Origin of the sequence: Ralstonia sp. TCR112 (assembly GCF_007997035.1) — a bacterium.
Taxonomy (GTDB): Bacteria; Pseudomonadota; Gammaproteobacteria; order Burkholderiales; family Burkholderiaceae; genus Ralstonia; species Ralstonia edaphi.
The window spans coordinates 74465-101398 of the sequence record NZ_VOSS01000003.1 but is presented as its reverse complement, the minus strand read 5'-3'; the positions used below and the strand labels follow the sequence as shown (position 1 = coordinate 101398).

Genomic DNA, 26934 nt, shown 5'->3' with positions numbered 1-26934 from the left:
AGCGTCATCGCCGAGCAAAAAAAACGCCCCGAAACCTCGGGGCGTTCTTCTTGGCAGATCGACTGGCGATCAGACCGCTTCTTCACGCGATGCGCGCTTGCGCTCGTGTTCCTTCAGGTGGCGCTTGCGGAGGCGGATGCTCTTCGGCGTGACTTCCACCAGCTCATCGTCGGCGATGAACTCCACCGCGTATTCCAGCGACATCTGGATGGGCGGCACCAGGCGCACGGCTTCGTCGGTACCCGACGCGCGCACGTTGGTCAGCTGCTTGCCCTTGATCGGGTTGACGACCAGATCATTGTCGCGGCTGTGGATGCCGATGATCATGCCTTCGTACAGCGCGTCGCCCGGCGACACGAACATGCGACCGCGATCCTGCAGCTTCCACAGCGCGTAGGCCACGGCAGCGCCGTCGTCCTGCGAGATCAGCACGCCGTTGTGACGCTCGCCCAGGTCGCCTTCCTTGACCGGCGAGTAGTCGTCGAAGATGTGGCTGATCAGGCCCGTGCCACGCGTCAGCGTCAGGAATTCACCCTGGAAGCCGATCAGGCCACGGGCGGGAATGCGGTATTCCAGACGCGTACGGCCCTTGCCGTCCGACGCCATGTCGAGCAGTTCGCCCTTGCGGCGGCCCAGCTCTTCCATCACGCCGCCCTGGTGGCTGTCTTCCACGTCCACGGTCAGGCGTTCGAACGGCTCGCATTTCACGCCGTCGATTTCCTTGAACACCACGCGCGGGCGCGACACGGCCAGCTCGTAGCCTTCACGGCGCATGTTTTCCACCAGAATCGTCAAGTGCAGTTCGCCACGGCCCGACACTTCGAAAACCGTGTCGTCGCCGGTGTCCTTCACGCGCAGTGCCACGTTCGACTTCAGCTCACGGTCCAGACGGTCGCGCAGCTGGCGGCTCGTCACGAATTTGCCTTCGCGGCCCGCCAGCGGCGAGGTGTTGACGCAGAAGTTCATCGTCAGCGTCGGCTCGTCCACCTTCAGCATCGGCAGCGCGTCCTGGGCGTCCGGCGCACACACCGTGCAGCCGATGCCCAGCTCTTCAATACCGTTGATCAGCACGATGTCGCCGGCTTCCGCTTCTTGCACCAGCTCGCGCTCCAGGCCGCGGAACTTCAGCACCTGGTTGATGCGGCCCTTGATCGGCGCGCCTTCCGGACCGAACTTGACCACCACGTCCTGCAGCGGACGCACGCGGCCACGCGTGATACGGCCCACGCCGATCTTGCCGACGTAGCTCGAATAGTCGAGCGAGATGATCTGCAGCTGGAGCGGGCCGTTCGGGTCGTCGTCACGCTGCGGCACCTTCTCCAGAATGGTCTCGAACAGCGGCTTCATGTCGCCGCTGCGCACATCGTCGGTCAAGCCGGCGTAGCCGTTCAGGCCCGAGGCGTACACGATGGGGAAGTCGAGCTGCTCGTCAGTGGCGCCCAGCTTGTCGAACAGTTCGAAGGTCTCGTTGATCACCCAGTCCGGACGTGCGCCCGGGCGATCCACCTTGTTGACCACGACGATCGGCTTCAGACCCAGGGCCAACGCCTTGCGCGTCACAAAGCGCGTCTGCGGCATCGGGCCTTCTTGGGCATCCACCAGCAGCAGCACGCCGTCGACCATCGACAGCACACGCTCCACTTCGCCGCCGAAGTCGGCGTGCCCCGGCGTGTCGACGATGTTGATGTGCGTGCCGTTGTATTCGACCGCGCAGTTCTTGGCCAGGATCGTGATGCCGCGTTCTTTTTCGATGTCGTTCGAATCCATCACGCGCTCGGCGATCTGCTCGTTCTCGCGGAACGTGCCGGCTTGGCGAAGGAGCTGGTCGACCAGTGTGGTTTTGCCGTGGTCGACGTGGGCAATGATTGCGATGTTGCGAAGCGCGCGCATGGGATGTGAACTCGAAAAGACGTGACACGAGCCCGGGACAGCACCCAAATTCAGCTCGCGGAATAACCTGACATTCTAGCATGCTGCGATGCGCAAGAGATGACACTCCTTGACGAATCGATGAAGGGACGTTGCATGAGTGGATCAAAGATCACTAATTATTTCTAAAACTGAAATCACATGTTCGGCACCTTGCCGTTTGGTGCGTCGATTCGTATATTTGTCCGGACAATGATTGTGCAAACATAAGATGTCCGAACAAACAAGACCCACCACCGAAGTTGCTGCCGGAACGCTCTTCCGGGTGGAGGACTACCGCATGTGTGAAAGCGTTGGCTATCTCGTCGGGCGCGCAAAGACAGCGCTGTCCATGGCGATCGAGCAGGAAGTCGCTGCGATGGACGTGACGCACTCCCAGGCCAGTTGCCTGGTGCTGCTCGCCAACGGCCGCTGCCAGACCGCCACTGACCTCGGCCGCGAACTGAACACCGACATCGGCTCGCTCACGCGCATGCTGAGCCGCATGGAAAAGCGCGGCCTGATCGAGCGCGTGCGCAGCGAGTCCGACCGCCGCGTCGTGCACTTGGAGGTGACCGAAGCCGGCCGTGACTTGGCCGACCGGATGCCGGCCATCTACACGCACGTGCTGAACCGCTTTTTTGCCGGCTTTACACCGGCTGACGTCGATACGCTGCGCGAGCTTCTCAAGCGCATTCTCAGCAACGGCGCCGCCACGGAAGGCCATCGCGCGCGCCCCGCAGATCACTGACGTCGCTCTATCCGACATTGCACCAGCCGCCCCGAACGCCCTCCTCGATCGCTTGATACATCAAACAACATGAACGCCTTGAACTCCGCCCCTCAGGCACTTTCGCCCCAAAGCCGCGCCGGCAGCACGCGCGCGCAATGGCCGGCGCGCCTGGGCGTGGCGCTTTCCGCCGTGACGCTGGCTGTGCTGGCCGGCTGCGCGAACCTCGGCAATTCGCACAGCACGCAGACGCTGACCGCGCCCGGGCAGCTCGCGAGCGCGCAATCGTTGCCTTCACAAGGTGGTCAGTGGCCTTCGCAGAATTGGGTCGACCAGTTCAACGATCCGCAACTGCGCGCGCTGGTGGACGAGGCGATCAAGGACAACCCGAACCTGCAGGTCGCCTTTGCCCGCGTTCGCGCTTCGCGTGCGATGGCCGATGTGGTGCGCGGCAATCTGTATCCGAGCGTCGGGCTCGATGCCGACATGACGCGTCAGCGCCTGTCGGAATACGACATGTTTGAAGGCACGCCGCTCGCTGGCCGCTGGTTTACAGAATCGAAGATCCAGCTCGGCGTGAGCTACGACCTGGATTTCTGGGGCAAGAATCGCTCCGCGCTGGAAGCTGCGCTGTCTGACGACAAAGCAATGGAAGCGGAGAGCCAGGCTTCGCGACTGATTCTGTCGACCACGGTGGCACGCACCTACGCCAAGCTGGCCGCGCTCTACGCGCAGCGCGACGTGGCTGAACGTGCGATCGCGCAACGCAAGGACTTGACGAACCTGGCAGGCCAACGCTTGCGTGCCGGCCTCGATACGCAAGTCGAAACGACGCAGGCGCGCGCCAACGTCGCCGCGGCGCAAACGGAACTCGAGCAGGTGGACGAGCAAATTACGCTCGCCCGCAACCAGCTGGCCGCACTGCTGGGCAAAGGCCCGGACCGCGGCCTGGCGATTGCGCGCCCCACGCTGCTCGCACAAGCCACGCCCAAGCTGCCGAACAATCTGACCATCGACCTGATCGGCCGGCGGCCAGATCTCGTGGCCGCGCGCTGGCGCGTGGAAGCCGCGTCGAAGGATATCGACGTGGCCAAGGCGCAGTTCCTGCCGGACATCAGCCTGACGGCATTCCTCGGGCTCGCTTCGATTGCTCCGGAAAACCTGCTGCTGGGCGCATCGCGTCAGCTCGGTATCGGCCCGGCGCTCAAGTTGCCGATCTTCCAGGGCGGCAAGCTGCGCGCCAATCTGCGCGGCAAGTACGCGAACTATGACGCTGCTGTCGCGAGCTACAACCAGACGCTGACCGAGGCGCTGCACGACACCGCTGACCAGATCACCACGCTGCACAGCATCGATTCGCAGATCACGATCCAGCGCAACGCCTTGAGCGAAGCCGAGCGCGCCTACAGCCTTGCCCGCACGCGCTACAGCGCCGGTCTCGGCACCCAGCTGGTCGTGCTGAATGCGGAGACCACCGTGCTGCAGCAACGCAAGCTCGCGACCGATCTGCAGGCACGCCGACTTGACGCGCAGATGGCCCTCATCAAGGCCCTCGGCGGCGGCTACACGGCAGAAGACCTGCCGGGCGCCAAGCCCGAGACTGCCGCATCGCATGGCTGACCTGTACTGAATTGAACTGAACCGACCGTTCCAACGCATTCTTTCGAGCCAACATCATGAGTGACAACAAGCCCCAAGCCGCTCCGTCCGCTGCTCCCGCCCCCGCAGCCCCTGCGGCAACGCCCACCGGTAACGGCAATGCCAACGGAAAGCGCAAGCGCATGCTGACCACGCTGGCCGCCGCACTGGTGGTTGCCGGCGTCGGCTACGGCCTCTACTGGGGCCTGTACGGCCGCTGGTTCGAGTCGACCGACGATGCCTACGTGCAAGGCAACGTGGTTCAGGTAACCCCGCAAGTGGCGGGCACCGTGGTGGCCATCCGCGCCGACGACACGCAGCTTGTCACCTCCGGCCAGCCCGTGATCGAACTGGACCGTGCCGACGCACGCGTTGCGCTGGAGCAGGCAGAAGCCGCGCTCGCGCAGACGGTGCGCCAGGTGCGCACGCTGTACTCGAACACCAGCGCGTACACCGCCACACTGGCCATGCGTGAGAGCGATCTCGCCAAAGCGAAGGACGACCTGGCACGCCGCAAGCAGATCGCCGGTACGGGCGCCGTGTCGCAGGAAGAAATCTCGCACGCACAGACCGCTGTGCAGGCTGCGCAGTCCGCATTGGAAGCCGCCAAGGAACAACTGCAGGGCAACCGCGTGCTGACCGAGCAGACCACGCTGGAGCGTCACCCGAACGTGTTGCAAGCCGCCGCCAAGGTCCGCGAGGCTTATCTCGCCTATGCACGTACCAGTTTGCCGGCATCGGTCACGGGCTATGTGGCCAAGCGTTCGGTCCAGGTCGGCCAGCGCGTCGCCCCGGGCACGCCGCTGATGGCAATCGTGCCGCTGGACCAGCTCTGGGTGGACGCCAACTTCAAGGAAGTCCAAGTGCGCCACATGCGCGTCGGCCAGCCGGTTGAACTGGTGGCTGACGTGTATGGCAGCAGCGTGACGTACCACGGCAAGGTGGTCGGTTTCTCGGCGGGTACGGGCTCGGCGTTCTCGCTGCTGCCGGCACAGAACGCCACCGGCAACTGGATCAAGGTCGTGCAACGCTTGCCGGTGCGCGTGTCGCTCGATCCGAAGGAATTGAAGGACCATCCGCTGCGCGTGGGCCTGTCGATGGAAGCCAAGGTCGACATCCATAACGAAGGTGGTCAGAGTCTGGCTACCGCGCCGACGGCGTCGCCGCTGCAAACGACGGTGTACGACCAGGCCGGCAAGGATGCAGATCAGGTCATCGCCAGCATCATCAGCGCCAATGCCGGACGCGGCGGTGCCACGGCACCAGCGGCTGCCAACGTGCCGGCCGCATCGGCTCCGCGCAATTCACAACCCGCACCCAAGGTCTGACGCATGGCAACTGCCGCGCCCAAGCCGCTACCGCCGCTGACCGGCGCCAAACTGGCGATCGGTACGGTGGCGCTGTCGCTGGCCACCTTCATGAACGTGCTGGATTCGTCCATCGCCAACGTCTCGATCCCGGCAATTTCGGGCGACCTGGGCGTGGCCCCAAACCAGGGCACGTGGGTCATCACCTCGTTTGCGGTGGCCAACGCCATCTCGGTGCCGCTGACGGGGTGGTTGACGCAGCGTTTCGGACAAGTGCGCCTGTTCGTCACGTCCATCATGCTGTTCGTCCTGTCGTCATGGGCGTGCGGGCTGGCGCCCAATATGGGCATGCTGATCGCCGCCCGGATCATCCAGGGCGCCGTGGCGGGACCCATGATTCCGCTGTCGCAATCGTTGCTGCTGTCGACCTATCCGCCCGCCAAAAGCTCAATGGCGTTGGCACTATGGGGGATGACCACGCTGGTCGCGCCGATCATGGGGCCGATCTTCGGCGGCTGGATTTCCGACAACATGAGCTGGCCCTGGATCTTCTACATCAACATCCCGGTGGGCATCCTGGCCGCCTACGCGACGTGGGTCATCTACAAGGACCGTGAATCGCCGACGCGCTCGCTACCGATCGACAAGATCGGCCTGGCGCTGTTGATCGTGTGGGTCGGCTCGCTGCAGTTGATGCTCGACCGCGGCAAGGAGCTCGACTGGTTCAACTCGACCGAGGTCGTGGTGCTGACGGTCATTGCCATCGTGGGCTTCGCATTCTTCCTGGTGTGGGAACTGACCGAAGATCACCCCGTGGTGGACCTGACGCTGTTCAAGGGGCGCAACTTCAGCGCGGGCGTCGTCGCCATCTCGGTGGCGTACGGCCTGTTCTTCGGCAACCTCGTGATCCTGCCACTGTGGCTGCAGACCATCGTTGGCTACACCGCTACCGATGCGGGCCTGATCATGGCGCCGGTGGGCATCTTCGCCATCATCCTGTCGCCCGTGATCGGCAAGAACCTGCCGAAGATGGACGCACGCTGGGTGGCGACGACAGCGTTCATTACCTTCGCGCTGGTGTTCTGGATGCGCTCGCGCTTTACCGTGCAGGTCGATACGTGGACGCTGATGATCCCGACGCTGATCCAGGGCGCTGCCATGGCGATGTTCTTCATCCCGCTCACGTCGATCATCCTGTCGGGCCTGTCGCCCGAGCGGATTCCGGCGGCATCGGGGCTGTCGAACTTCGTCCGGATCATGTTCGGCGGCATCGGCGCCTCGATCTCGACCACGGTGTGGGACAACCGCTCTGCCCTGCACCACGCGCAACTGGTCGAACACGTGAATCCTTACAACCCGGCGTATGCGTCCTCGATCAACCAGTACACGCAGCTGGGCATGCCAAACCTGCAAGCCAACGGCGCGATTGAACGCGTGATTTCGCAGCAGGCCGCCATGCTTGGGGCCAACGACATCTTTTGGATTTCGGCCGTGCTGTTTATCGTGCTGATCGTCTTCATCTGGCTGACAAAGCCGGCGAAGTCAGCCGGAGGCGCCGAAGCCGCAGCCGGCGCGCACTGATCCAATATCGCGCAAACAAAAAAGCCACGCGTAGCTGCGTGGCTTTTTTTTGGTCAGTCGTCCGACTTAAAGATGGACGAGCCGTTCCGGTCGCAATACACCGTCTTGCCAGGCAGCCACACCGAGCAGCGACGCACCGGCATCCGCGGCAATCGCGTCACGCAAGCCGTAGACGCGCACATGATCCGCATTCGGCAACGCCAGTCGCAACGGCAAGCGCTGGCCATGCAAGAAACGGCGGCTCTCCTCTGCATCCAACTCCACGCGCGGCAACGTCTGCAATAGCGCATCGACGGGCGCGAGCAATGCACCGCGTGCATCTTCAGCAGCAGCATCGAATGCTTCGAGTGTCACCGCGCCGTCCAGCGTCAAATTGCCCACCTGGGTACGACGCAGTGCGACCAGATGCCCGCCGCAGCCCAGCGCCTCGCCAATGTCTTCGCCCAACGTGCGGATGTACGTGCCCTTGCTGCAGGACACACGCAACGTGATGGTCGGCTCGGCCGACTCCAGATCCGTGGCCAGCACATCGATCGCGTGAATCGTGACCCGCCGCGCAGCGCGTTCCACAGTCTGCCCCGCGCGCGCGTATTCGTACAACGGCTTGCCGTCCTTCTTCAACGCAGAGTGCATCGGCGGCACCTGATCGATTTCGCCGACAAAGCGCGCGATGACGGCCTGCAGTTGCTCCGGCGTGACGGATACCGGGCGCTCACTCAGCAACTCGCCTTCCGCATCCGCAGTGCTCGTCTTGATACCGAGGCGCACGACGGTCTCGTACGTCTTGTCCGCATCCAGCAAATCCTGCGAAAACTTGGTCGCTTCACCAAAGCACAGTGGCAGCAACCCCGTGGCAAGCGGATCGAGCGTACCGGTATGCCCCGCCTTCTTGGCCCACAGCAGGCGCTTGGCACGGATCAGCGCATCGTTGCTCGACCAACCGATCGGCTTGTCCAGCAGCAACACACCGTGCACGTTGCGACGCGGCGGCTTCTGTGGCTTGGGCGCATGTTGCTCAGCCATCTTCAGTCGTCTTTGGCGCGCGTGGCGTTGGCCTCGTCGATCAGTCGCGACATCTCGATACCGCGCTCGACCGAACCGTCAAAGTGGAAATGCAGAGTCGGTACGGTATGGATATGCAGGCGCTTGAACAGCAGCGAATGCAGGTAGCCCGCCTTCTCGTTCAGGATGGCGCCGGCGACTTCCGGTTCGGCACCGAGCACCGTGAAATAGATCTTGGCGTGCGCGTAGTCCGGCGTGAGCGTGACAGATTGCAGCGTCACCAGACCCATTGCCGGGTTCTTGATTTCGCGCTGGATCAATTCGGCCAGATCACGCTGGATCTGGTCGGCAATGCGCACGTTGCGGCCAGCGGCCGATCCCGATTTCTTCGGCATAGTATGTTCCTCGCATGGGCGCCGCCAGCGCGCGCGGCCGGCCCCAAAAGACAAAACGGTGGCGCGGGACGCGCCCGGGCCACCGTCGCAAATCGAACCGGACACCGCAGTGTCGGCCAACGTATTACAGCGTACGCGCCACCTCGGTGATCTCGTAGATCTCGAGCTGATCGCCTTCCTGAACGTCGTTGAAGTTCTTGATCGACAGGCCGCATTCGAAGCCTTGCTTCACTTCCTTCACATCGTCCTTGAAGCGCTTGAGCGAATCGAGCTCGCCCGAGAAGATGACCACGTTCGCACGCAGCACCCGCACCAGCGAATTGCGCTTGACGAAGCCGTCCAGCACCATACAGCCGGCCACCGCGCCAACCTTCGGCACGTGGAAGACTTGACGCACCTCCACCAGGCCCGTCGTTTCTTCGCGCTTTTCCGGCGACAGCATGCCCGACATCGCGGCCTTCACCTCATCCACAGCGTCATAGATGATGTTGTAGTAGCGGATGTCGATGCCCTGATGCTCGGCCAGCTTGCGCGCGCCTGCGTCGGCCCGCGTATTGAAGCCGATAATGACGGCCTTCGACGCGGTTGCCAGGTTGACGTCCGACTCGGTGATACCGCCCACGGCGGCGTGCACGATCTGTACCCGCACTTCGTCGGTCGACAGCTTCTGCAGCGAGTGCACCAGTGCTTCCTGCGAACCCTGAACGTCGGCCTTGATAATCAGCGGCAGCGACTTCACGTCGCCTTCGCTCATCTGCTCGAGCATGTTCTCCAGCTTCGCAGCCTGTTGGCGCGCCAGCTTCACATCGCGGAACTTGCCTTGGCGGAACAGCGCGATTTCGCGCGCCTTGCGTTCGTCCGGCAGCACCAGCACTTCTTCGCCGCGCCCGGCACTTCCGACAGACCCTGGATTTCCACCGGAATCGACGGACCGGCTTCCTTCGCCGGCTTGCCGTTTTCGTCCAGCATGGCACGCACGCGGCCGTAGGCCGTGCCCGCGAGCACCACGTCGCCGCGCTTGAGCGTACCGCTCTGCACCAGCACCGTTGCGATCGGCCCCTTGCCCTTGTCCAGTTGCGCTTCCACGACCAGACCCTTGGCCGGGGCGTTGACCGGCGCCTTCAGTTCCAGCACTTCGGCCTGCAGCAGCACGTTTTCGAGCAGGCTGTCGATACCTTCGCCGGTCTTGGCGGACACCGGCACGAACGGGACATCGCCGCCGTACTCTTCCGGAATTACGCTCTCAGCCACCAGTTCCTGCTTGACGCGGTCGGGGTTGGCTTCGGGCTTGTCGACCTTGGTGATCGCCACCACGATGGGCACCTCGGCTGCCTTCGCGTGGGCGATGGCTTCCTTCGTCTGCGGCATGACGCCGTCGTCGGCGGCCACTACCAGAATCACGATGTCGGTTGCCTTGGCACCGCGTGCACGCATGGCCGTGAAGGCCTCGTGACCCGGGGTGTCCAGGAACGTAATGACGCCGCGGTCGGTTTCGACGTGGTACGCGCCAATGTGCTGCGTAATGCCGCCGGCTTCGCCCGCCGCAACCTTGGCGCGACGGATGTAGTCCAGCAGCGAGGTCTTGCCGTGGTCGACGTGACCCATGACGGTCACGACCGGCGGACGCGTTTCGGCTTCAGCGTTCGTCGGCTCTTCCACGCCGCCAATCAGCAGCGCTTCCGGATCGTCCAGCTTGGCCGCAACCGCCTGGTGGCCCATTTCTTCGACCACGATCATCGCGGTCTCTTGGTCCAGCACCTGGTTGATCGTGACCATCTGGCCGAGCTTCATCATCTGCTTGATGACTTCGGCGGCCTTGACCGACATCTTGTGCGCCAGATCGGCCACGGAGATGGTTTCCGGCACGTGCACTTCACGCACGACCGGCTCGGTCGGCGCCTGGAATGCATTGCGGTTGTCGTCGCCATGGCGATTGCGGCCGCCCTTGGAGCCGGAGCGCCAGCCGTCGGCACCGCCGCCAGTGTCGCCGCGCGTCTTCAGGCCGCCACGCTTGCCGGTACGGTTATCGTCTTGCCAGCCCGACTTGCCACGACCGCCCTTCTTGTCACCGGTAGGCGAACTCGGTGCAGCAGCTGCAGGAGCCGGGGCAGCCGGCTTCTTGGCAGTAGCAGCCGGACGTGCTTCGCCAGCCGGCTTGACCGGCTTGTGCAGCGTGCCCGACTGCTCGGCCTTCTTGACCTCTTCAGCCTTGCGCTCGGCAGGCGTCTTCAGCACGCGAGCCGGGGCGCTCATCATCTCGCGGATCGCGCGGGCTTCGGCTTCAGCAGCTTCGCGGCGCTTGCGCGCAGCGTCTTCCTCGGCCTTGATCTTGTCGGCGGCGACGCGCGCTTCGTCGGCAGCCTTCTGCGCGGCTTCGCGTTCGGTTGCCAGGCGTGCGGCGTCCTCCTCGGCCTTGCGGCGCGGGGCTTCGTCCGAGGCTTCAGCGGCAGCTCGGGCAGCCACGGCTTCCTCTTCCGCCTTCTTGGCGGCGAGTTCAGCCTGACGCTTCTGCTCGGCTTCGGCGGCTTCCTGGCGTGCGCGGCGCTCGGCTTCCTCGCGCTCCATCGCTTCCTGGCGTGCCTTCAGCTCGGCTTCCTGGCGGGCCAGCAATTCGGCCTGGCGGCGCTGTTCTTCCTCGCGACGCGCGACTTCCTCGGCATCGACCACCGGCGCGGCCTCTGCGGCCTCCGATTCAGTCTGTGCCGCGTTCGGCTCATCACGCTTGACCAGCACGCGCTTCTTCTTGACTTCCACTTGCACGGTACGCGTCTTGCCCGTGGCATCCGCCTGGCGGATCTCGCTGGTTTCGCGTTTGGTGATCGTGATCTTCTTGCGCGCGCCATCCTCGGCGCTGCCGTGTGCTCGCTTGAGATAGTCGAGCAGACGGGTCTTGTCCGATTCGGTGATGACGTCTTCCGGCGTCGCCTTTTGCACGCCCGCGGCCTGCAATTGTTCCAGCAACGCCGATGCGCTACGGTTCAATTCGCCAGCGAGTTGGGCAACTGTTGTGCTTGCCATTCAAACCCTTTCGATGCTTGGTTTCAGTGAGGATTGCGATAAACGGTCAACGCTTATGCGACTCACGAAAACCAGTGTTCACGCGCCTTCATGATCAGCGCCTTGGCCTGTTCTTCGTTGACGCCGGTCATCTCGACCAATTCGTCCACGGCCAGCTCGGCCAAGTCGTCACGCGTCTGGATGTTCCCCTCGGCCAGCTTGCCGATCAGCTCCGGGGTCAGCCCCTCGAGGTCGCGCAGGTCTTGCGACACCTTCTCGACCTTTTCTTCCTTCGCCAGCTCCATCGTCAACAGCACGTCGCGAGCGCGGTTGCGCAGCTCGTTGACGGTGTCTTCGTCGAACGCTTCGATTTCCAGCATTTCCTGCAGCGGCACGTAGGCCACTTCTTCGAGCGAGCTGAAGCCCTCTTCGATCAGGATGTCCGCAACCTCTTCGTCCACGTCCAGCTTCGCCATAAACAACTGGCGAACGACGGAGCTTTCTTCAGCCTGCTTCTGCGCAGACTCTGCCGGCGTCATGATGTTGATCTGCCAGCCGGTCAACTCCGACGCCAGGCGAACGTTCTGGCCGCTCCGGCCGATGGCCACGGCGAGGTTCTCCTCGTCGACCACCACGTCCATGCTGTGCTTTTCCTCGTCTACGACGATGGATTGCACTTGCGCCGGCGCCAGCGCACCGATCACAAACTGCGCTGGGTCTTCCGACCACAGCACGATGTCTACGGCTTCGCCGCCAACCTCGTTACGCACGGCGGTCACGCGGGTGCCGCGCACACCGACGCAAGTGCCAATCGGATCAATGCGCTTGTCGTGTGCAACGACCGCGATTTTCGCACGCACGCCCGGATCGCGCGCGGCAGCCTTGATCTCCAGGAGGCCCTGTTCCATTTCCGGCACTTCGTTTTCGAAGAGCTTGATGAGGAACTCGGGGCACGTGCGCGAAAGCTCGATCTGCGGGCCGCGTGCGGTACGGTCGACATTCAGGATGTACGCGCGGACACGGTCGCCCGTGCGCAGGTTTTCCTTCGGGATCATCTGATCGCGGGCCAGCAGCGCCTCGACACGGCCCGTTTCAACGATCAGGCCCTTTTTGTCGGCGCGCTTGATCGTGCCGGTCATGACCTTCTCGCCACGATCCAGGTAGTCGTTCAGGATCTGCTCGCGCTCGGCATCGCGGATGCGCTGCAGGATCACCTGCTTGGCAGCCTGCGCGCCGATGCGGCCGAACTCGACCGATTCAATCTGCTCTTCGACGAAGTCGTCGACTTCCAGATCAGGATTCTGCTCCTTGGCTTCGAACAGCAGAATCTGCTTGTCCGGCTCCTGCAGGCCTGCATCGTCGGGAACGACGAGCCAGCGACGGAAGGTTTCGTGTTCGCCCGACTCACGGTCGATCGCCACGCGCACATCCACGTCTTCTTCAAAGCGCTTCTTGGTCGCAGAAGCCAATGCGGCCTCCAGCGCCCCGAACACCACATCCTTGTCGACGTTTTTTTCGCGCGCAAGCGCATCGACGAGCAACAGAACTTCGCGGCTCATTGCTTGTTCCCTTTGTTTCGATTTCCTTTGAAGTCCAGCACGGGCACCAGCCGGGCGCGGTCGAGTTCCGACAGCGTGAATTCCAGCAGCGCGGGGCCTTCCTTGCCCTCAAACTCGAGGCCGATTCGTTCCTGGCCCGGCTCGCCCGTCGGAGCCTGAATGATTCCCGTGAAATTCTTTTGCCCGCCCACTGGCAAGCGCAGCGTCACCTTGACCTCAAGGCCAGCGAAGCGCGTGAAGTCGGCCAGCGTGCGCAGCGGGCGGTCCAGCCCAGGCGACGACACTTCCAGCCGTTCGTAGTTGACGTTTTCAACCTCGAACACGCGTGTGAGCTGATGGCTCACTTTTTCGCAATCTTCAATGACGATGCCGTTCTCTGCCTGATCGATATACACGCGCAGCAGCCCGGCGGGCGCGCGCTCCACTTCCACCAGTTCATAACCCATGGCGGTGAGGGTTTTCTCAATCAGATCAGTCAGATGCACGTTTTTCCTGAAGAATTTCCCGGTATGGCCACCCTGCCGAAGCAAAAAAAAATGGGCGCAACGCCCATATCATTCGCCCATCTTCTACAGGATGACTTTTGATTAGACTCACATTGTAATACGCCTCGAGGCAAAACGCAAAAATTGCCCCGCAGCTGCCACGAAATGGGGCGTTGCGACGATTGCCGCACACAACGCCCACATTTTTCAGCGCTTACCGCCGCGCTTGCCGCCACCGCGCGGCGCCTTGTTGCCGTTCGGCATGCCACCACCGCTCTTTCCGGGGCGCTTGTTGCCGGGCATGCGATTGCCGTCACGCATACCACCGCCCCCGACCGCGCCGCCGCGACCGTTCGCACGCTCGCCCATACGGGTGCGCGCTGTCAGCGTGGTCGGTCCGCCCACATTGATGTAGCCCATCGACGTTTGCATCGGATCGGGCTGACGCGGGCTGGAGGGACGGCGCTGCGCGGGTTGCGCACGATTGCCGTTCTCGATACCCATTCCGCGTGACTGGAAGTTCGCTTCCCCGGCAAAACCGGACGACATCGGCCCCATCAGCACCGGCGCGGGCCCACGGCGACGGTTGCCCTGGCGATCTTGCCCGCCACCGGAACTGGCCGTCGGCACCTTCATGCCCAGGGTGCCCATCAGCGTACGCACATCCTCTGCCGACACCTCCTGCCAACGGCCGCGCTTGAGACCACGCGGCAGCACGAAGCTGCCATAGCGCGTACGGATCAGTCGCGACACGGTCAGGTTGACCGCCTCGAACATACGACGCACTTCACGGTTCCGGCCCTCGGTCAGGGCGACGTGATACCAGTGATTGACACCTTCGCCGCCGCCGTCGACGCAGCGCAGGAAGTTGGCTTCGCCGTCCTGGAGCGGGATGCCGTGCAGCAGCTTCTGGCGGTCAGTCTCAGTCAATTCGCCGAGCGTACGCACTGCGTATTCACGCTCAACGCCATAGCGCGGGTGCATGAAACGGTTGGCGATGTCGCCGGAAGTCGTGAAGATCAGCAGGCCTTCGGTGTTGAAGTCGAGGCGACCGACGGCAACCCACTTGCCTGTCTTCATGCGCGGCAACGCATCGAACACGGTCGGACGGCCTTCCGGATCGGACTGGCTGACAATTTCACCGGCCGGCTTGTGATACAGCAGCACGCGCGGCGGTTTGTTTGGAAGCTTGCGCTGGATCAGCTTGCCGTTCACACGCACCTGGTCGGTCGCGAGAATGCGTTGGCCGATGTGGGCCGGCAGACCATTCACGGAGACGCGCCCTTGCAGGATCAGGTCTTCCATGTCGCGGCGCGAGCCAAGTCCGGCATCAGCCAGGATCTTGTGCAGCTTCGGCGCGTCGTCGTCAGAAGTCAGTTCGCGCGTCTTGGGAGGCTGCGACGCGCCGCCGGCGTCGGTCTCCGAGTCATACGCACCGGAAATCACATACTGGAAGACGTCTTCCGAGCCCTTGCCGCCCTTCAACCCCTTACCGCCACGATTCTGATTCTGGCCGCCGACCTTACCCTGCGGTTTGCCGTTGCGGTTCTGCTGCTTGCCACGACCACCGGCGTTCTTGCCAGCTGCGCCTTCCGTGCGCTCGCTGCGCTCGGCACGTTCTGCCGGCTGGCCTTCGCCCTGGCGGCGACGGTTCTTGCCGAAACGGCCGCGCGGGCCACGTCGCTCGCCCTGCCCCTCGGCGGGCGCCTGCTCCGTCGGCACAACGCCTTCTGCGGTAACCACCGCCGACTCACCGGCCGCCTCTTTCGGCTTGCGTGCCCGGGGGGTGCGGCTCTTGCGCGGTTGCGCCGGCTGGCCGGCGTCTGCACCACCCGCATCAGCGGCTTCGCCTTCGGGGCGACCATCCTGCTGCTGGCGGCGAGAAGCCACCAGGTTGCGCAAGCCGCGGCGCAATCCCTTGCGACGAGGCGCGGCCTCAGTCCCATCACCGCCGTCTTGTCGCGGCGGCTGAGCGTCGGCGTCGGCCGGCATACGTGTATCCATGGAGTCTGACTGGGTGCTCACAACGTCTTTCAAATCTAGGGGTTCAAGCCATGCGCCGACTGCGCGGTGGACATGGCGTTATGAATGTTCATTGGCAGGAGCCGCAGGCGGCTCGGCCGGTGTTTTGTGTTCGTCTTCGGACGCGACCTCGGTCGCACTCACCGCCTGCGATTCGGCCTCCAGGGCCGGTTCCTGGCTCGCGACCACCTCAGACTGCGCCGGCGTTTCAGCAACCACCTCGACAGGCGCCTCGGCCACCGGCAATTCCGAGGTTTCCGCCACCGAAACGTCTGCACTTTCGGCACCTTCCGGCGCGTCGTTGACCATCGCCGTCAACTCTTCCACTGCAATTGCGCCGCCCTCGAATTCGATGGCGCCCTGCTCGAGCAGGCTTGCCTGCGCTTGGGCGCGGGCATCTTCCAACGGCGGCAGTTCATCGAGCGAGCGCAGGCCGAGGTCGTCGAGAAACTGCTTGGTCGTCGCATACAGCGCCGGGCGGCCCGGCACGTCACGATGACCAATGACTTCGATCCAGCCGCGGTCTTCGATCTGCTTGATGACCTGCGTGTTGACCGTCACGCCGCGAATGTCTTCGATGTCACCGCGCGTAACGGGCTGGCGATACGCGATGATCGCCAGCGTCTCCATCACGGCGCGCGAGTACTTGGGCGGCTTTTCCGGGTGCAGGCGATCGAGATACACACGCATCTCGGGGCGGCTCTGCAAACGCCAGCCGGAGGCCAGCGCAACCAGTTCGACACCGCGATTGAGCCAGTCCTGGCGCAGCTCTTCGAGCAGCACACGGATGGTATCTGCGGAAACATCCTCATCGAACAGCTTGCGCAAGTCATTGACTCGCAACGGGTCCTGCGCGCAGATCAGCGCGGTCTCGAGGACGATCTTCGCCTCTTGGGTATTCATCGGGTTGAGCGGCTCGTCATTGCTCGCGCGCGGCCAGTCGCCGTCACGCTTGAGGTTTGTCGTCCCGCCGCGAAGCACGCGGCATTTCTGAATGCTGTTTGCCCACCCGGGCCCGGCGCGCGAAGGCCAATTAATTCAATTGGACCCTGCACCGAAACGCAGTGGCTGTGCCCGCAAAGTAGGGCCGGAGGAGCGAGTTGATCCGGTGCCGGTCAGGCACCACAAGGGCAATTTCTTCCGCCGCCATGGGGACGGATACTGCACCGGACGACTACCGAGAAGAATGGCAGCCCGCCCGAATCGACTGTCCAGGGTGACTCTACCGCTGGATGGCATCGCTTGGCACCGCGCTTGGGATTGTTGATTTGCGCGGTTGGCGAATCGAATTGTTGTCGATTGTAGGGCAATTTCCGGCGACGCCGCAACCGGGAAGATGACCTAGGTCCCCGTCCCAGACCGGATGGCATTTGGCGCGCGCTTTAAACGCTTACAGCACCAGACAGAATCCGTGTGCGTTCAGCATCTCAGGAAGCCAGATCGCGTGCGCCAACCCCCAGATTCCGAACCCGGCGATGGCGACGCCGGCGGCGCCGCGCGCCCATCGCCGGCGGGACAGTCCGCGCAGCCAGCCTGCCAGGCCCGACATCATCAGCAGGTTGGGCAGCGTACCCGCCCCAAAGGCTAGCATGACCACGGCTCCGGAAGCGGCGTTGCCTGCCAGCAACGCCACAGCCAATGCGCCATAGACCATGCCGCACGGCACCAGCCCCCAGGCCATACCCGTGACATAGCGGCGCAGCAACGGCGGCTGACGTTGTAGCCTGCTGCCCAGCATGGCGGCCCCTTGAGACAGAGCTCCAGCAAACCGGCCGAACAAGCGCTCAAGCCATACACTGCGCCACACATCTCCGGCGGAACGCACGAGCAGCAAAATCCCGTAGGCGAGTAGCAACGCGCTGGCAAACGCGAACAAGCCACGTTGAATCGGCAGCCATTGCTGGCGCCAGACGGTCGCGCCCATCGCACCCATGATCGCGCCAAGCAGCGCATAGGTGGTCAGCCGGCCGGCATGCATGACGACCTGCTCGAACCATAGCCGGCGACGGGACACGATCCGCACTGCCACGGCGCCACGTTCGGCCGCGAGGGCGATACCGCTGCACATTGCCAGACAATGCACACCGCCCAGCAACGCAATCAGGAAAACGCTCAGCAGCGCGGCGGCACTCATCTTTCTGACGCTCTTTTGATATGGGCCAAAGTTTTCGTTTTACTGTTGCGAACTAAGCGTAATTGCCGCGTTTTGCCGCATCGGAAATGTCCGAGGACAAGGAGGTCACCGTTATAATAAGGCTGAGTTGCGCCACAAGAATTACTCATTTCACTTTCTCGAAATTCAGTCGCCCCCACCCGTGCTCACTCGAATCGCACTTACCGACCAAGCCTCGCGTTGTTCCACCTGTGTACTCGGGCAGATCTGCCTGCCGGTGGGAATGAACTCGGACGATGTGCGCAAGATGGACGATTTGGTCGGCGAGCGCATCCGCATTAAGAAGGGGCAATCGCTCTACTCCCTGGGTGAGCCGCTGGAAGCGGTGTACGGTATTCGTTTCGGCACGCTCAAAACCCATCTGACGCTGGAAGACGGTCGACACCAGATCACGGGGTTCCATCTGCCGGGTGAAATCGTCGGGCTCGACGGGATTGGCGATATGCGCCACGTGTCGGACGCCACCGCGCTCGAAGACACCGAGGTCTGCGTGGTGCGCTACGACGAGCTGCAACAGCTGTCACGCCGGCTGCCTTCGCTGCAGCATCAGTTCCTGCGCATCATGAGCAAGGAAATTTCGCAGGATCATCTGATGCTGCTCACGCTCGGTTCCATGCGTGCGGAAGAGCGTCTCGCCGCGTTCCTGCTCAATCTCTCGAAGCGCTCTGCCCAGCGCGGCTATTCGTCGACCGAATTTGTGCTGCGCATGAGCCGCGAAGAACTGGGCAGCTATCTAGGGTTGAAGCTCGAAACCGTCAGCCGCCTGTTCTCGCGCTTTGCCGAAGCGGGTCTTATTCAGATCCGCCAACGCCACGTCAAGCTGATCGACCTGGCGGGCCTGCGCCAGGTCATGAGCGGTCAGGCCGCCTAAGCCGCCTCTTATGGCGCCCGCTCAAACGAGCGGGTGTTCATGCGCTTCCAGTTTGCCGATGCCCGGCGACACATAGAGCGTCAGCGCGCTCGACAATCCGCAGAGCAACCAGAATACAAAGAACGACACGGTGTAGACCGCCTGGGCCGACACCGTGATCTGCTCGCCGAAGAAGCGCAGATCGGCGGGATCGACCACCGCAAAAACCACAAGCTCAGCCAGCGCGGCCGACAGAAATGCCGGCCACAGTATCCACATCAGCAGTCGACGCTTCATCGGGCCTCCGCATGAATGGCATGCATGGGCGAGGCGATCGTCTTTTCGACGACCAAACCGCGCCGCACGACGTTATCGTGAATGACGGCATCGGGATGCGACATCGCCAACCAGATGGTGACGCCACAGCCGATCATGGCGACGAACGGCCCTGCCATCAGCAGCCACGGCCATGGCTCGCGCCACCACGGACGGGCCTGTGCGGAAGATTGCGTTGCGTGCATCGTTGCCTCCTGTTGGGGATGCCGCATCAGCGCGGCACGATGAAGCTCGAGGGTTCGCGCAGTACGAGGCTGTCGCTACCACTGTCTGCATGGATGACGAAACGGATTTTGTGCGAGCCCGGAGCAGCATCATCTGCGGGCCGGCGCACGCGCACTGGCAGCAAGCGGTTGGCCGCTGGCGGGAGCTCCAGTGTGGTGGATTCGCCCTGACCGCCCTGCACGTCGAGTTCCGGCATGCCCTCGGCGGTGATCGTCACGCGTATGGGATGCTCGGAGGCGTTCATCAGCTGCAGGCGATAAACGTTCTCGATCTTGCCGCCGTCCACTTCACGGGCCAGCGCACCACGATCGCGAATCACGTCAACCTTGAGGGGCTGGCGCATGGCCAACGCCACGATGAACCCTGTGATGAGCACCAGCATGATGCCGGTGTAGATGAGCACGCGCGGGCGCAGCAGATGCCGACGGGCTTCCTTCGAACTGAGCCGATCGCGCATCGCCCGTTCCGACGTATAGCGGATCAGACCGCGCGGGTAGCGCATCTTGTCCATGACCTGATCGCAGGCGTCAATGCAGGCGCCGCAACCAATGCATTCGTATTGCAGCCCCTGGCGGATGTCGATGCCGGTCGGGCAGACCTGTACACAGATACTGCAGTCGACGCAAGAACCCAGACCTTGCGCTTCGAAATCGGCATTGCGCGAACGGCTGCCGCGCGGCTCGCCGCGCTGGGTGTCATACGTAACGACGTAGGTGTCGGGGTCGACCATCACGCTCTGGAAACGAGCGTACGGGCACATGTAGCGGCACACCTGCTCGCGCATGAACCCGGCGTTGCCCCAAGTCGCGAATGCGTAGAACAGCATCCAGAAAGTCTGCCAAGGGCCGAGCGACAGCGTCCATGTCTCCATGCCCAGGTCGCGGATTGGCGTGAAGAAGCCGACGAAGGTGAAACCGGTCCACAGCGCGATCAAAACCCAGGCCGAATGCTTGGCTGCCTTGAGGCGCAGCTTGCGCAGGCTCCAACGCTCGCCGTCGAGCCGGATGCGGGCAAAGCGGTCGCCTTCGATATGCCGCTCGATCCACATGAAGATTTCGGTGTAGACCGTCTGCGGACAGGCATAGCCGCAGAAGAGCCGCCCTGCCACCGCCGTGAACAGGAACAGCGCCAGCGCCGACAGCACCAGCAGCACCGTCAGATAGATGACGTCCTGGGGCCACAGCACGAGGCCAAAGAGGTAGAACTTGCGCGCCCCCAGGTCGAACAGCACGGCTTGGCGACCATTCCACTGGAACCACGGCAAGCCATAGAAGATGGCTTGCGTGGCCAGCACCAGCCAGACACGCCAACGCGCAAAGGCGCCGGTGACGGCGCGCGGATAAATCTTGCGCCGCACCTCATAGAGCATCTGCTCGGTCGGTGCATCCTCGGCGCCCGCCGCCGCAGTGGCGGGCGTCATGGGGCGCCAGGCTGGTTCTTTGTCGCTCATTGCGTGTGACTCGTGTTGCTATTCGACAGACCCCAGACATAGGCCGCCAGCATGCGGATCTTCTCCGGCGAGAGCAGGTTCTCGTGTGCCGGCATCGTGTTGTCACGGCCCTTGAGGATGGTCTCGACGATGGTCGCTTCCGAACTGCCGTACAGCCAGACGCGGTCGGTCAGGTTGGGCGCGCCCAGGGCCTGATTGCCCTTGCCGGTGGCCATGTGACAGGCCGCGCAGACCGACTTGAACGTCGGTTCGCCGCGTGCCGCCTTGATGGGGTCGTAAGACAGGCCCGACAGCGAGCGCACGTAATTGGCCACGTTGACAGCCTGATTGCCGTCCACCACTGCCGCCAGCGACGGCATGACACCGTGACGCCCCTTGGTGATGGTGGTCAGGATCGTGTCCGGCTCGCCGCCGTACAGCCAGTCGCCGTCGGTCAGGTTCGGGAAGCCCTTCGAGCCGCCAGCGTCCGAGCCATGGCACTGCGCACAGTTGTTCAGGAACAGGCGCTGGCCGATCTCATGGGCTTGCGGATCAGCGGCGATCTGCTTGATGTCCATGCCGGCGTACCGCTCATAGAGCGGGCGGACCTGCGCTTCGGCCGCCGCACGCTGCGAGGCCAGCTCGCCACGCGTGGAGAAACCGAGCACACCGCCGTATGCACCCAAACCGGGGTAAAGGATCAGATACCCCAACGCAAAGATGCACGACAGCAGGAACATCCACATCCACCAGCGCGGCAGCGGATTGTTCAGTTCGCGCAAATCGCCGTCCCAGACGTGGCCGGTATCTTCACCGGCGCTGTGCCCCGGTGCCACTTGAATACGCCGCTGGGAGAACAGCAGCCAGACACACCACACGATGCCGACCAGGGCGATCGCTGCGATGTAATACCCCCAGAACTCCGAAATGAAGTCGCTCATGATTCTGTGTCCTTATTGATGCGGGCGCGACGCGTCTGCGCGCGCACCGGCGACCTCGGCCTCATCGGGCAGCAGGAACGGCAGCATGGCCGATTCCGCATTCGCAGCGCGGCGATGCGCAGAGAACGCCCACCAGGTAATGCAGACGAACAGCACGAGAAAGACGGCCGTCGCAATTGCACTCAGCATGGCCATGGCTCACTCCTTGGCAGCAACGGTGGCAGGTGCAGCAGCCGGCCCGACAGCCACGTCGCGGACGTTGCGCAGTTCCACACCGAGGCCTTGCAGATAGGCGACCACGGCGTCCTCTTCCGTCTTGCCCGCCAGTTGCTCGCGCGCACCGGCGATCTGTGCATCCGTGTACGGCACACCGAGCTGGCGCAGGACGTGCATCTTCTTTTCGATGTCGCTGTTGTCCAGCGGCGTCTTCGACAGCCACGCATACGACGGCATGTTCGACTCGGGCACCACCTCGCGCGGATCACGCAGGTGGATGCGATGCCAGTCATCCGAGTAGCGCTGTCCCACACGCGCCAGGTCCGGACCCGTGCGCTTGGAACCCCACAGGAACGGATGATCGAAGACCGATTCACCCGCCAGCGAATAGTGGCCGTAGCGCTCGGTTTCGGCGCGAAGCGTACGCACTTGCTGCGAGTGGCAGCCGACGCAGCCTTCGCGGATGTAGATGTCGCGCCCCGCCAGCCGCAGCGGCGAATACGGTGCGATGCCGTTGACCGGTTCAGTGGTCGAATGCTGGAAGAACAGCGGCACGATCTGCACCAGCCCCGCGATGCTGACCACCACCAGCGTCAGCACGATCAGGAAGCCGATGTTCTTTTCCAGCGTCTCGTGCGAGAAAAACTTGTTGGATTGGTTGCTCATGTTCCCCTCCTCACTGAGCCGCGACCATCGGGGTCTGGGCGGATTGAGGAATCGGTGCATCGATTGCCTTGCTGCCCTGGATGGTCTTGAACACGTTGAATGCCATCAGCAGCATGCCGCCCAGGAAGCACAGGCCGCCAGCCAAGCGAATCAGGTAGAACGGATACGTTGCCTTGACTGCCTCGACAAAGCTGTAGGTGAGCGTGCCGTCAGCCTCGGTGGCACGCCACATCAGGCCTTGCATCACGCCGGCAACCCACATGGCGGCGATGTAGAGCACCACGCCGATGGTCGCCACCCAGAAGTGCACCTCGATCAGGCGCGTGCTGTACATCTTCTGTTGACCGAACAGGCGCGGGATCATGTAGTACATCGAACCGATGGTGATCATTGCCACCCAGCCCAGAGCACCGGAGTGCACGTGGCCGATCGTCCAGTCGGTGTAGTGCGACAGCGCATTCACGGTCTTGATGGACATCATCGAGCCCTCGAACGTCGCCATGCCGTAGAACGACAGTGCCACCACCAGGAACTTCAGGATCGGATCGGTGCGCAGCTTGTGCCAGGCACCCGAGAGGGTCATGATCCCGTTGATCATGCCGCCCCACGACGGCGCCAGCAGGATCAGCGAGAACACCATGCCGAGCGACTGCGCCCAGTCGGGCAGTGCCGTGTATTGCAGGTGGTGCGGGCCGGCCCACATGTAGGTGAAGTTCAACGCCCAGAAGTGCACGATCGACAGGCGATACGAATAGATCGGGCGCTCGGCCTGCTTGGGCACGAAGTAATACATCATGCCGAGGAAGCTGGTGGTCAGGAAGAAGCCCACTGCGTTGTGGCCATACCACCATTGCACCATCGCATCCTGCACGCCCGCGTAAGCCGAATACGACTTCAACAGCGACACAGGAAGCTCAGCGTTGTTGACGATATGCAGCAGCGCGATCGTGATGATGTAGGCGCCGAAGAACCAGTTGGCCACGTAGATGTGGCGGGTCTTGCGCTTGGCGATCGTGCCGAAGAAGACGATCGCATAGGCCACCCACACCACGGTGATCAGGATGTCGATCGGCCATTCGAGCTCGGCGTATTCCTTCGAGCTTGTGTAGCCCAGCGGCAGCGTGATGGCCGCCGCCACGATCACTGCCTGCCAGCCCCAGAACGTGAAGGCAGCGAGCTTGTCGGAAAGCAGGCGCACCTGGCAGGTCCGCTGCACGATGTAGTAAGACGTCGCAAACAGCGCGCTACCGCCAAACGCAAAGATGACGGCATTCGTGTGTAGAGGACGCAGCCGGCCGTAGGTCAGCCAGGGCACCCCGAAATTCAGTTGCGGCCAGATCAACTGGGCCGCGATCAGCGCACCGACCGCCATACCGACGATGCCCCAGACGATCGTCATGATCGAGAACTGGCGAACAACGCGGTAGTTGAAGGTCTGGGTGGGCTGCAACGCGCTGGACGATTGCATGCTTGCTCCCCGAGAGTGTTGGTTTGATAGGGTCATGTTAAGAATGGGGCGACATTCGGGTCTTGACGTGCATCAAGGCACCCCAGCCAACGTGGTCAAGTAGTTCCGTCCCGCGACACTGCGTCACGCACAGGGGTATCAGGGTCGAGCAGAATCGATTCGGCAGGCGCCTTGAGATCGTCGTACTGTCCCGAGCCAACGGCCCACCAGAGCACCCCGACAATTGCCACCACCAGCATCAGCGACAGCGGAATCAACAGGAATAGGGTTTCCATGGCAGCCCTCCTAGACCGCGCGCGACAAGCGCCACGCATTGAGCGCCACCAGCAGGGATGACACAGACATGCCAATGCCCGCAGCCAGTGGCGAGAGCCATCCCAGCGTGGCGAGCGGAATACTGATCGCGTTGTAGGCAAAGGCCCAGCCGAGGTTCTGGCGCACCACGCGCAACGTGCGGCGGCCAATCGATACGGCCTCGCTGATCGCGTACAGGCGCGGCTCGGTGAGGATCGCGTCGGCGCCGGCCTGGGCCAGCGGCGCACCCGATCCGATGGCGATTGACACCTGCGCCTGTGCGAGCAGTGGCGCATCGTTGATTCCGTCGCCGACGGCCAGCACACGAGCGCCGTCCGCCTGCAGCTTGTGCACGTAGGCGCGCTTATCTTCGGGGCTGGCTCCGCCTACGGCGTGATCGATGCCGAGGCGATTGGCCCACCAGTGCACCGTCTCAGGCGCATCCCCTGAGACGAGGTGCAAGCGCAGTCCTTGTGCACGCAGCGCGCTCAGGCATGCGGGTGCATCGGCACGTGGCGTATCGGCCAGCGTGAAGCGCGCAAGCGGTTGGCCATCGCGGCCGAGCCAGACCGACGTGCATGCGGCTGGCGGCGGCACCTCCTCCATGGGCGCTTCGGCGCCATAACGGACCGACGCAATGGGCTGATCTGCGTAATGCACCGCGGCAAACGACTGCGTGCCCAAACGCATCAACCTGTTCCCAGCCATGGCATACACGCCCTGCCCCGGCACATTCGCCACGCGCCCCAACTCGGGCAACGGCATTGCGTCTGAGGTCGCAGCGCGCAACGACTGGGCGATCGGATGGTTCTCGGATTGCTCCATCGCGCATGCCAATGCGAGGCAGTGCTCGGCATCGACATCGGCGAAGGTCTCGATGCTCAGCAAGCGCAAACGCCCCTCGGTGAGCGTGCCGGTCTTGTCGAGCAGCACATCGGTTACGGCTGCAAGGCTTTCGATGGCGTGGCCCCGCGTGACCAGCACACCGCGCCGGGCCAGCGCACCGCTAGCCGCAGCCAGCGCGGACGGCGTGGCCAGCGACAGCGCACACGGGCAACTCACCACCAGCACCGCCACGGTGACGGCGAACATGCGTGCCGGATCGATCCACCACCATGCAATCGCAGTCAGCAACGCCCAGCCGAGCAGCACTGCCACGAAGCGCCCGGCCACACGGTCAGCAAGCTCGGCCATGCGCGGCTTGTCCGTCAGGGCGCGATCGAGCAGATCGACGATGGCAGCAAGCCGTGTCTGCGCCCCTACGCGGTTCACACGCACGCGAATCGCGCTGACCACGTTGTAGCTGCCTGCCAGCACGATCGCGCCCACGTCGCGCGGGCGCGGCACACTTTCACCGGAGAGAAGCGATTCGTCGATCTCGGTGGTGCCGTGTTCGATGGTGCCGTCTGCCGGCAGCACCTCACCGGCGCGCACTTCCACGCAATCGCCCTGCTGCAAGCTGGCCACAGGGATGGTTTCGAGCGCACCACTTTCGCCATTGACGCGTCTGCAGGTGGCTGGCAACTGACGGACCAGTGCTTCGGCGCCGGAAGCCGCGCTCTGCCGCGCACGCAGTTCGAGATAACGCGCGGCCAGCAGAAACGCGACGAACATCGTCACGGAATCGAAATACGTTTCACCATGACCGCGCAGGGTGGCGACCACGCTGGCAATGAACGCCGCGCCAATCCCAAGCGCCACGGGCACATCCATGCCGACGTGCGCGTGCCTGACCTGCCGCCACGCGTTGACGAAAATGGGCCGCGCAGAAATCAATACCACCGGCACGGTCAGCAGCAGGCTCGCCCACTGCATCAACCGTGTCTGGCTCATGGGGATGTCGCTGCCGTGCAGGTACACCGGCCATGCGTACATCATCACTTGCATCATGCCGAGCATCGCCAATCCCAGGCGGATCAGCAGGCTGCGGCGCTCACGTGCCTCGGCAGTGCGGCGGGCGGATGGCTGATCGGGCCAGGCTTCATATCCGACGTCGGCAATGGCGGCGAATACCGCGGACAGCCGCATTGCTCCGGCATCTCCGACGATGCGCGCCCGCTCCGTCGCGTAATTGACGGTGGCCTCACGCACGCCCGGCACACGGGAGAGCGCCCGCTCGATCAGCCAGACGCATGCGGCACAGCGCATGCCGCTGATGGCCAGGGAAAGTTCTTCAGTGCCGTCTGCGCGGGGGCGCACAAAGCGCTCACGCATGACCGGCAGATCGTAGGTTGCCCAAACCGCCTCGGCTTCTGCGCGGCGGTCTCCTTCGATGGGTTTGGCGAAGGCGATTGGGCCGTCATAGACGTGCCCCATGCCGGAAGCGTGCAGCGTTTGCGCGACAGCCTGGCAACCGGCACAGCAAAATTCCCGAGACTTGCCGCCGATGTCGGCATGGAGTGCGGTAGCGCCGTCCAGCGGCGATGCACAGTGATAGCAAGTGACGACGCCCGACGCGACAGCCCCTCTCGAGCCAATAGGCGAGCTTGTGCCGGCAACCGGCGCGGTTGAATCGGTGGGGGCGAATGTCGTCGTCATTATGAAGACGATGCTAGCCAGCATCCCCGGGCGCGCCTTGATGCGCATCAAGCCCGCGGCAATAAGAACCGACGGGACATGCGACCCTCAGCGCACTCTCAGCAACCTCCCCTCCCCATAAAAAAACAGGCCGCCTATAGTGAATAGCTGCACCGGGGCAAACAGGAGGGGCGA

At 63.4% G+C, this 26934-nt stretch carries 24 protein-coding genes; 5 read left to right on the top strand and 19 right to left on the bottom strand.

Annotation, left to right across the window (positions count from 1 at the left end; all coding sequences use genetic code 11):
• Positions 1-69 precede the first annotated feature (69 nt).
• Complete coding sequence (gene typA, locus FUT88_RS01610; protein ID WP_027677570.1) at positions 70-1890, bottom strand: translational GTPase TypA; 1821 nt, start codon at positions 1888-1890, stop codon at positions 70-72.
• Between the two features lie 319 nt (positions 1891-2209).
• Here typA and FUT88_RS01605 point away from each other — a divergent pair, with 319 nt between their 5' ends.
• From FUT88_RS01605 to FUT88_RS01590, 4 genes are all read left to right on the top strand, one after another.
• The gene (locus tag FUT88_RS01605; RefSeq protein WP_027677571.1) at positions 2210-2659 is read left to right on the top strand and encodes a MarR family winged helix-turn-helix transcriptional regulator; all 450 of its coding nucleotides are present in this window, start codon (positions 2210-2212) and stop codon (positions 2657-2659) included.
• A gap of 69 nt (positions 2660-2728) precedes the next feature.
• On the top strand, positions 2729-4258 hold the full coding sequence (locus tag FUT88_RS01600; protein ID WP_147213539.1) for an AdeC/AdeK/OprM family multidrug efflux complex outer membrane factor: 1530 nt from the start codon (positions 2729-2731) through the stop codon (positions 4256-4258).
• 56 nt (positions 4259-4314) lie between these two features.
• Positions 4315-5604: an HlyD family secretion protein gene (locus tag FUT88_RS01595; RefSeq protein WP_147213538.1), complete on the top strand. Its 1290-nt coding sequence runs from the start codon at positions 4315-4317 to the stop codon at positions 5602-5604.
• Between the two features lie 3 nt (positions 5605-5607).
• Positions 5608-7164, top strand: coding sequence for a DHA2 family efflux MFS transporter permease subunit (locus FUT88_RS01590; RefSeq protein ID WP_147213537.1), 1557 nt, complete (start codon positions 5608-5610; stop codon positions 7162-7164).
• 66 nt (positions 7165-7230) lie between these two features.
• Here the strand turns inward: FUT88_RS01590 and truB are convergent, their stop codons facing one another.
• The 9 genes from truB to FUT88_RS01550 all read right to left on the bottom strand — a co-directional run bounded on the left by truB (position 7231) and on the right by FUT88_RS01550 (position 17758).
• Entirely contained in the window at positions 7231-8187 is a 957-nt protein-coding gene (truB, locus tag FUT88_RS01585; protein ID WP_147213536.1) for a tRNA pseudouridine(55) synthase TruB, read from the bottom strand.
• A gap of 2 nt (positions 8188-8189) precedes the next feature.
• Positions 8190-8561, bottom strand: coding sequence for a 30S ribosome-binding factor RbfA (gene rbfA / locus FUT88_RS01580; protein WP_004626422.1), 372 nt, complete (start codon positions 8559-8561; stop codon positions 8190-8192).
• A gap of 124 nt (positions 8562-8685) precedes the next feature.
• Complete coding sequence (locus tag FUT88_RS26505) at positions 8686-9435, bottom strand: translation initiation factor IF-2 (RefSeq protein ID WP_261796856.1); 750 nt, start codon at positions 9433-9435, stop codon at positions 8686-8688.
• On the bottom strand, positions 9363-11579 hold the full coding sequence (gene infB, locus FUT88_RS01575) for a translation initiation factor IF-2 (protein ID WP_261796854.1): 2217 nt from the start codon (positions 11577-11579) through the stop codon (positions 9363-9365). The genes FUT88_RS26505 and infB overlap by 73 nt, the downstream gene beginning before the upstream one ends.
• Positions 11580-11641: 62 nt before the next feature.
• Positions 11642-13117 (bottom strand): transcription termination factor NusA, encoded by a 1476-nt coding sequence (nusA, locus tag FUT88_RS01570; protein ID WP_147213535.1) that lies wholly within the window; start codon positions 13115-13117, stop codon positions 11642-11644.
• Positions 13114-13602: a ribosome maturation factor RimP gene (gene rimP / locus FUT88_RS01565; protein WP_024975916.1), complete on the bottom strand. Its 489-nt coding sequence runs from the start codon at positions 13600-13602 to the stop codon at positions 13114-13116. The genes nusA and rimP overlap by 4 nt, the downstream gene beginning before the upstream one ends.
• Before the next feature lie 207 nt (positions 13603-13809).
• On the bottom strand, positions 13810-15594 hold the full coding sequence (locus FUT88_RS01560) for a pseudouridine synthase (RefSeq protein ID WP_147213572.1): 1785 nt from the start codon (positions 15592-15594) through the stop codon (positions 13810-13812).
• A 90-nt stretch (positions 15595-15684) separates the two neighbouring features.
• Positions 15685-16527 carry an SMC-Scp complex subunit ScpB gene (scpB, locus tag FUT88_RS01555; protein WP_147213533.1) on the bottom strand — a complete coding sequence of 281 codons (843 nt, stop codon included), beginning with the start codon at positions 16525-16527 and terminating at the stop codon, positions 15685-15687.
• 487 nt (positions 16528-17014) lie between these two features.
• Positions 17015-17758, bottom strand: coding sequence for a sulfite exporter TauE/SafE family protein (locus FUT88_RS01550; RefSeq protein ID WP_147213532.1), 744 nt, complete (start codon positions 17756-17758; stop codon positions 17015-17017).
• 181 nt (positions 17759-17939) lie between these two features.
• Here FUT88_RS01550 and fnr point away from each other — a divergent pair, with 181 nt between their 5' ends.
• The gene (gene fnr, locus FUT88_RS01545) at positions 17940-18668 is read left to right on the top strand and encodes a fumarate/nitrate reduction transcriptional regulator Fnr (RefSeq protein ID WP_147213530.1); all 729 of its coding nucleotides are present in this window, start codon (positions 17940-17942) and stop codon (positions 18666-18668) included.
• A 21-nt stretch (positions 18669-18689) separates the two neighbouring features.
• On the opposite strand, the gene FUT88_RS01540 is transcribed toward fnr, so the two are convergent.
• The 9 genes from FUT88_RS01540 to FUT88_RS01500 all read right to left on the bottom strand — a co-directional run bounded on the left by FUT88_RS01540 (position 18690) and on the right by FUT88_RS01500 (position 26760).
• Positions 18690-18944 carry a hypothetical protein gene (locus tag FUT88_RS01540; protein ID WP_004626404.1) on the bottom strand — a complete coding sequence of 85 codons (255 nt, stop codon included), beginning with the start codon at positions 18942-18944 and terminating at the stop codon, positions 18690-18692.
• Positions 18941-19168, bottom strand: coding sequence for a FixH family protein (locus tag FUT88_RS01535; RefSeq protein WP_147213529.1), 228 nt, complete (start codon positions 19166-19168; stop codon positions 18941-18943). The genes FUT88_RS01540 and FUT88_RS01535 overlap by 4 nt, the downstream gene beginning before the upstream one ends.
• A gap of 26 nt (positions 19169-19194) precedes the next feature.
• Complete coding sequence (gene ccoG, locus FUT88_RS01530; RefSeq protein ID WP_147213527.1) at positions 19195-20658, bottom strand: cytochrome c oxidase accessory protein CcoG; 1464 nt, start codon at positions 20656-20658, stop codon at positions 19195-19197.
• Positions 20655-21578, bottom strand: a complete 924-nt coding sequence (gene ccoP, locus FUT88_RS01525) for a cytochrome-c oxidase, cbb3-type subunit III (protein ID WP_147213526.1) — start codon at positions 21576-21578, stop codon at positions 20655-20657. Before ccoP ends, ccoG begins: the two co-directional genes overlap by 4 nt.
• A gap of 12 nt (positions 21579-21590) precedes the next feature.
• Positions 21591-21773, bottom strand: a complete 183-nt coding sequence (locus FUT88_RS01520; protein ID WP_009238364.1) for a cbb3-type cytochrome oxidase subunit 3 — start codon at positions 21771-21773, stop codon at positions 21591-21593.
• Between the two features lie 3 nt (positions 21774-21776).
• A complete protein-coding gene (gene ccoO / locus FUT88_RS01515; RefSeq protein WP_147213524.1) occupies positions 21777-22460 on the bottom strand; it encodes a cytochrome-c oxidase, cbb3-type subunit II in 684 nt (227 codons plus the stop codon).
• 10 nt (positions 22461-22470) lie between these two features.
• On the bottom strand, positions 22471-23928 hold the full coding sequence (ccoN, locus tag FUT88_RS01510) for a cytochrome-c oxidase, cbb3-type subunit I (protein WP_147213523.1): 1458 nt from the start codon (positions 23926-23928) through the stop codon (positions 22471-22473).
• 95 nt (positions 23929-24023) lie between these two features.
• Entirely contained in the window at positions 24024-24203 is a 180-nt protein-coding gene (ccoS, locus tag FUT88_RS01505; RefSeq protein WP_147213522.1) for a cbb3-type cytochrome oxidase assembly protein CcoS, read from the bottom strand.
• A gap of 10 nt (positions 24204-24213) precedes the next feature.
• Positions 24214-26760, bottom strand: coding sequence for a heavy metal translocating P-type ATPase (locus FUT88_RS01500; protein ID WP_147213521.1), 2547 nt, complete (start codon positions 26758-26760; stop codon positions 24214-24216).
• Between the last annotated feature and the right edge of the window lie 174 nt (positions 26761-26934).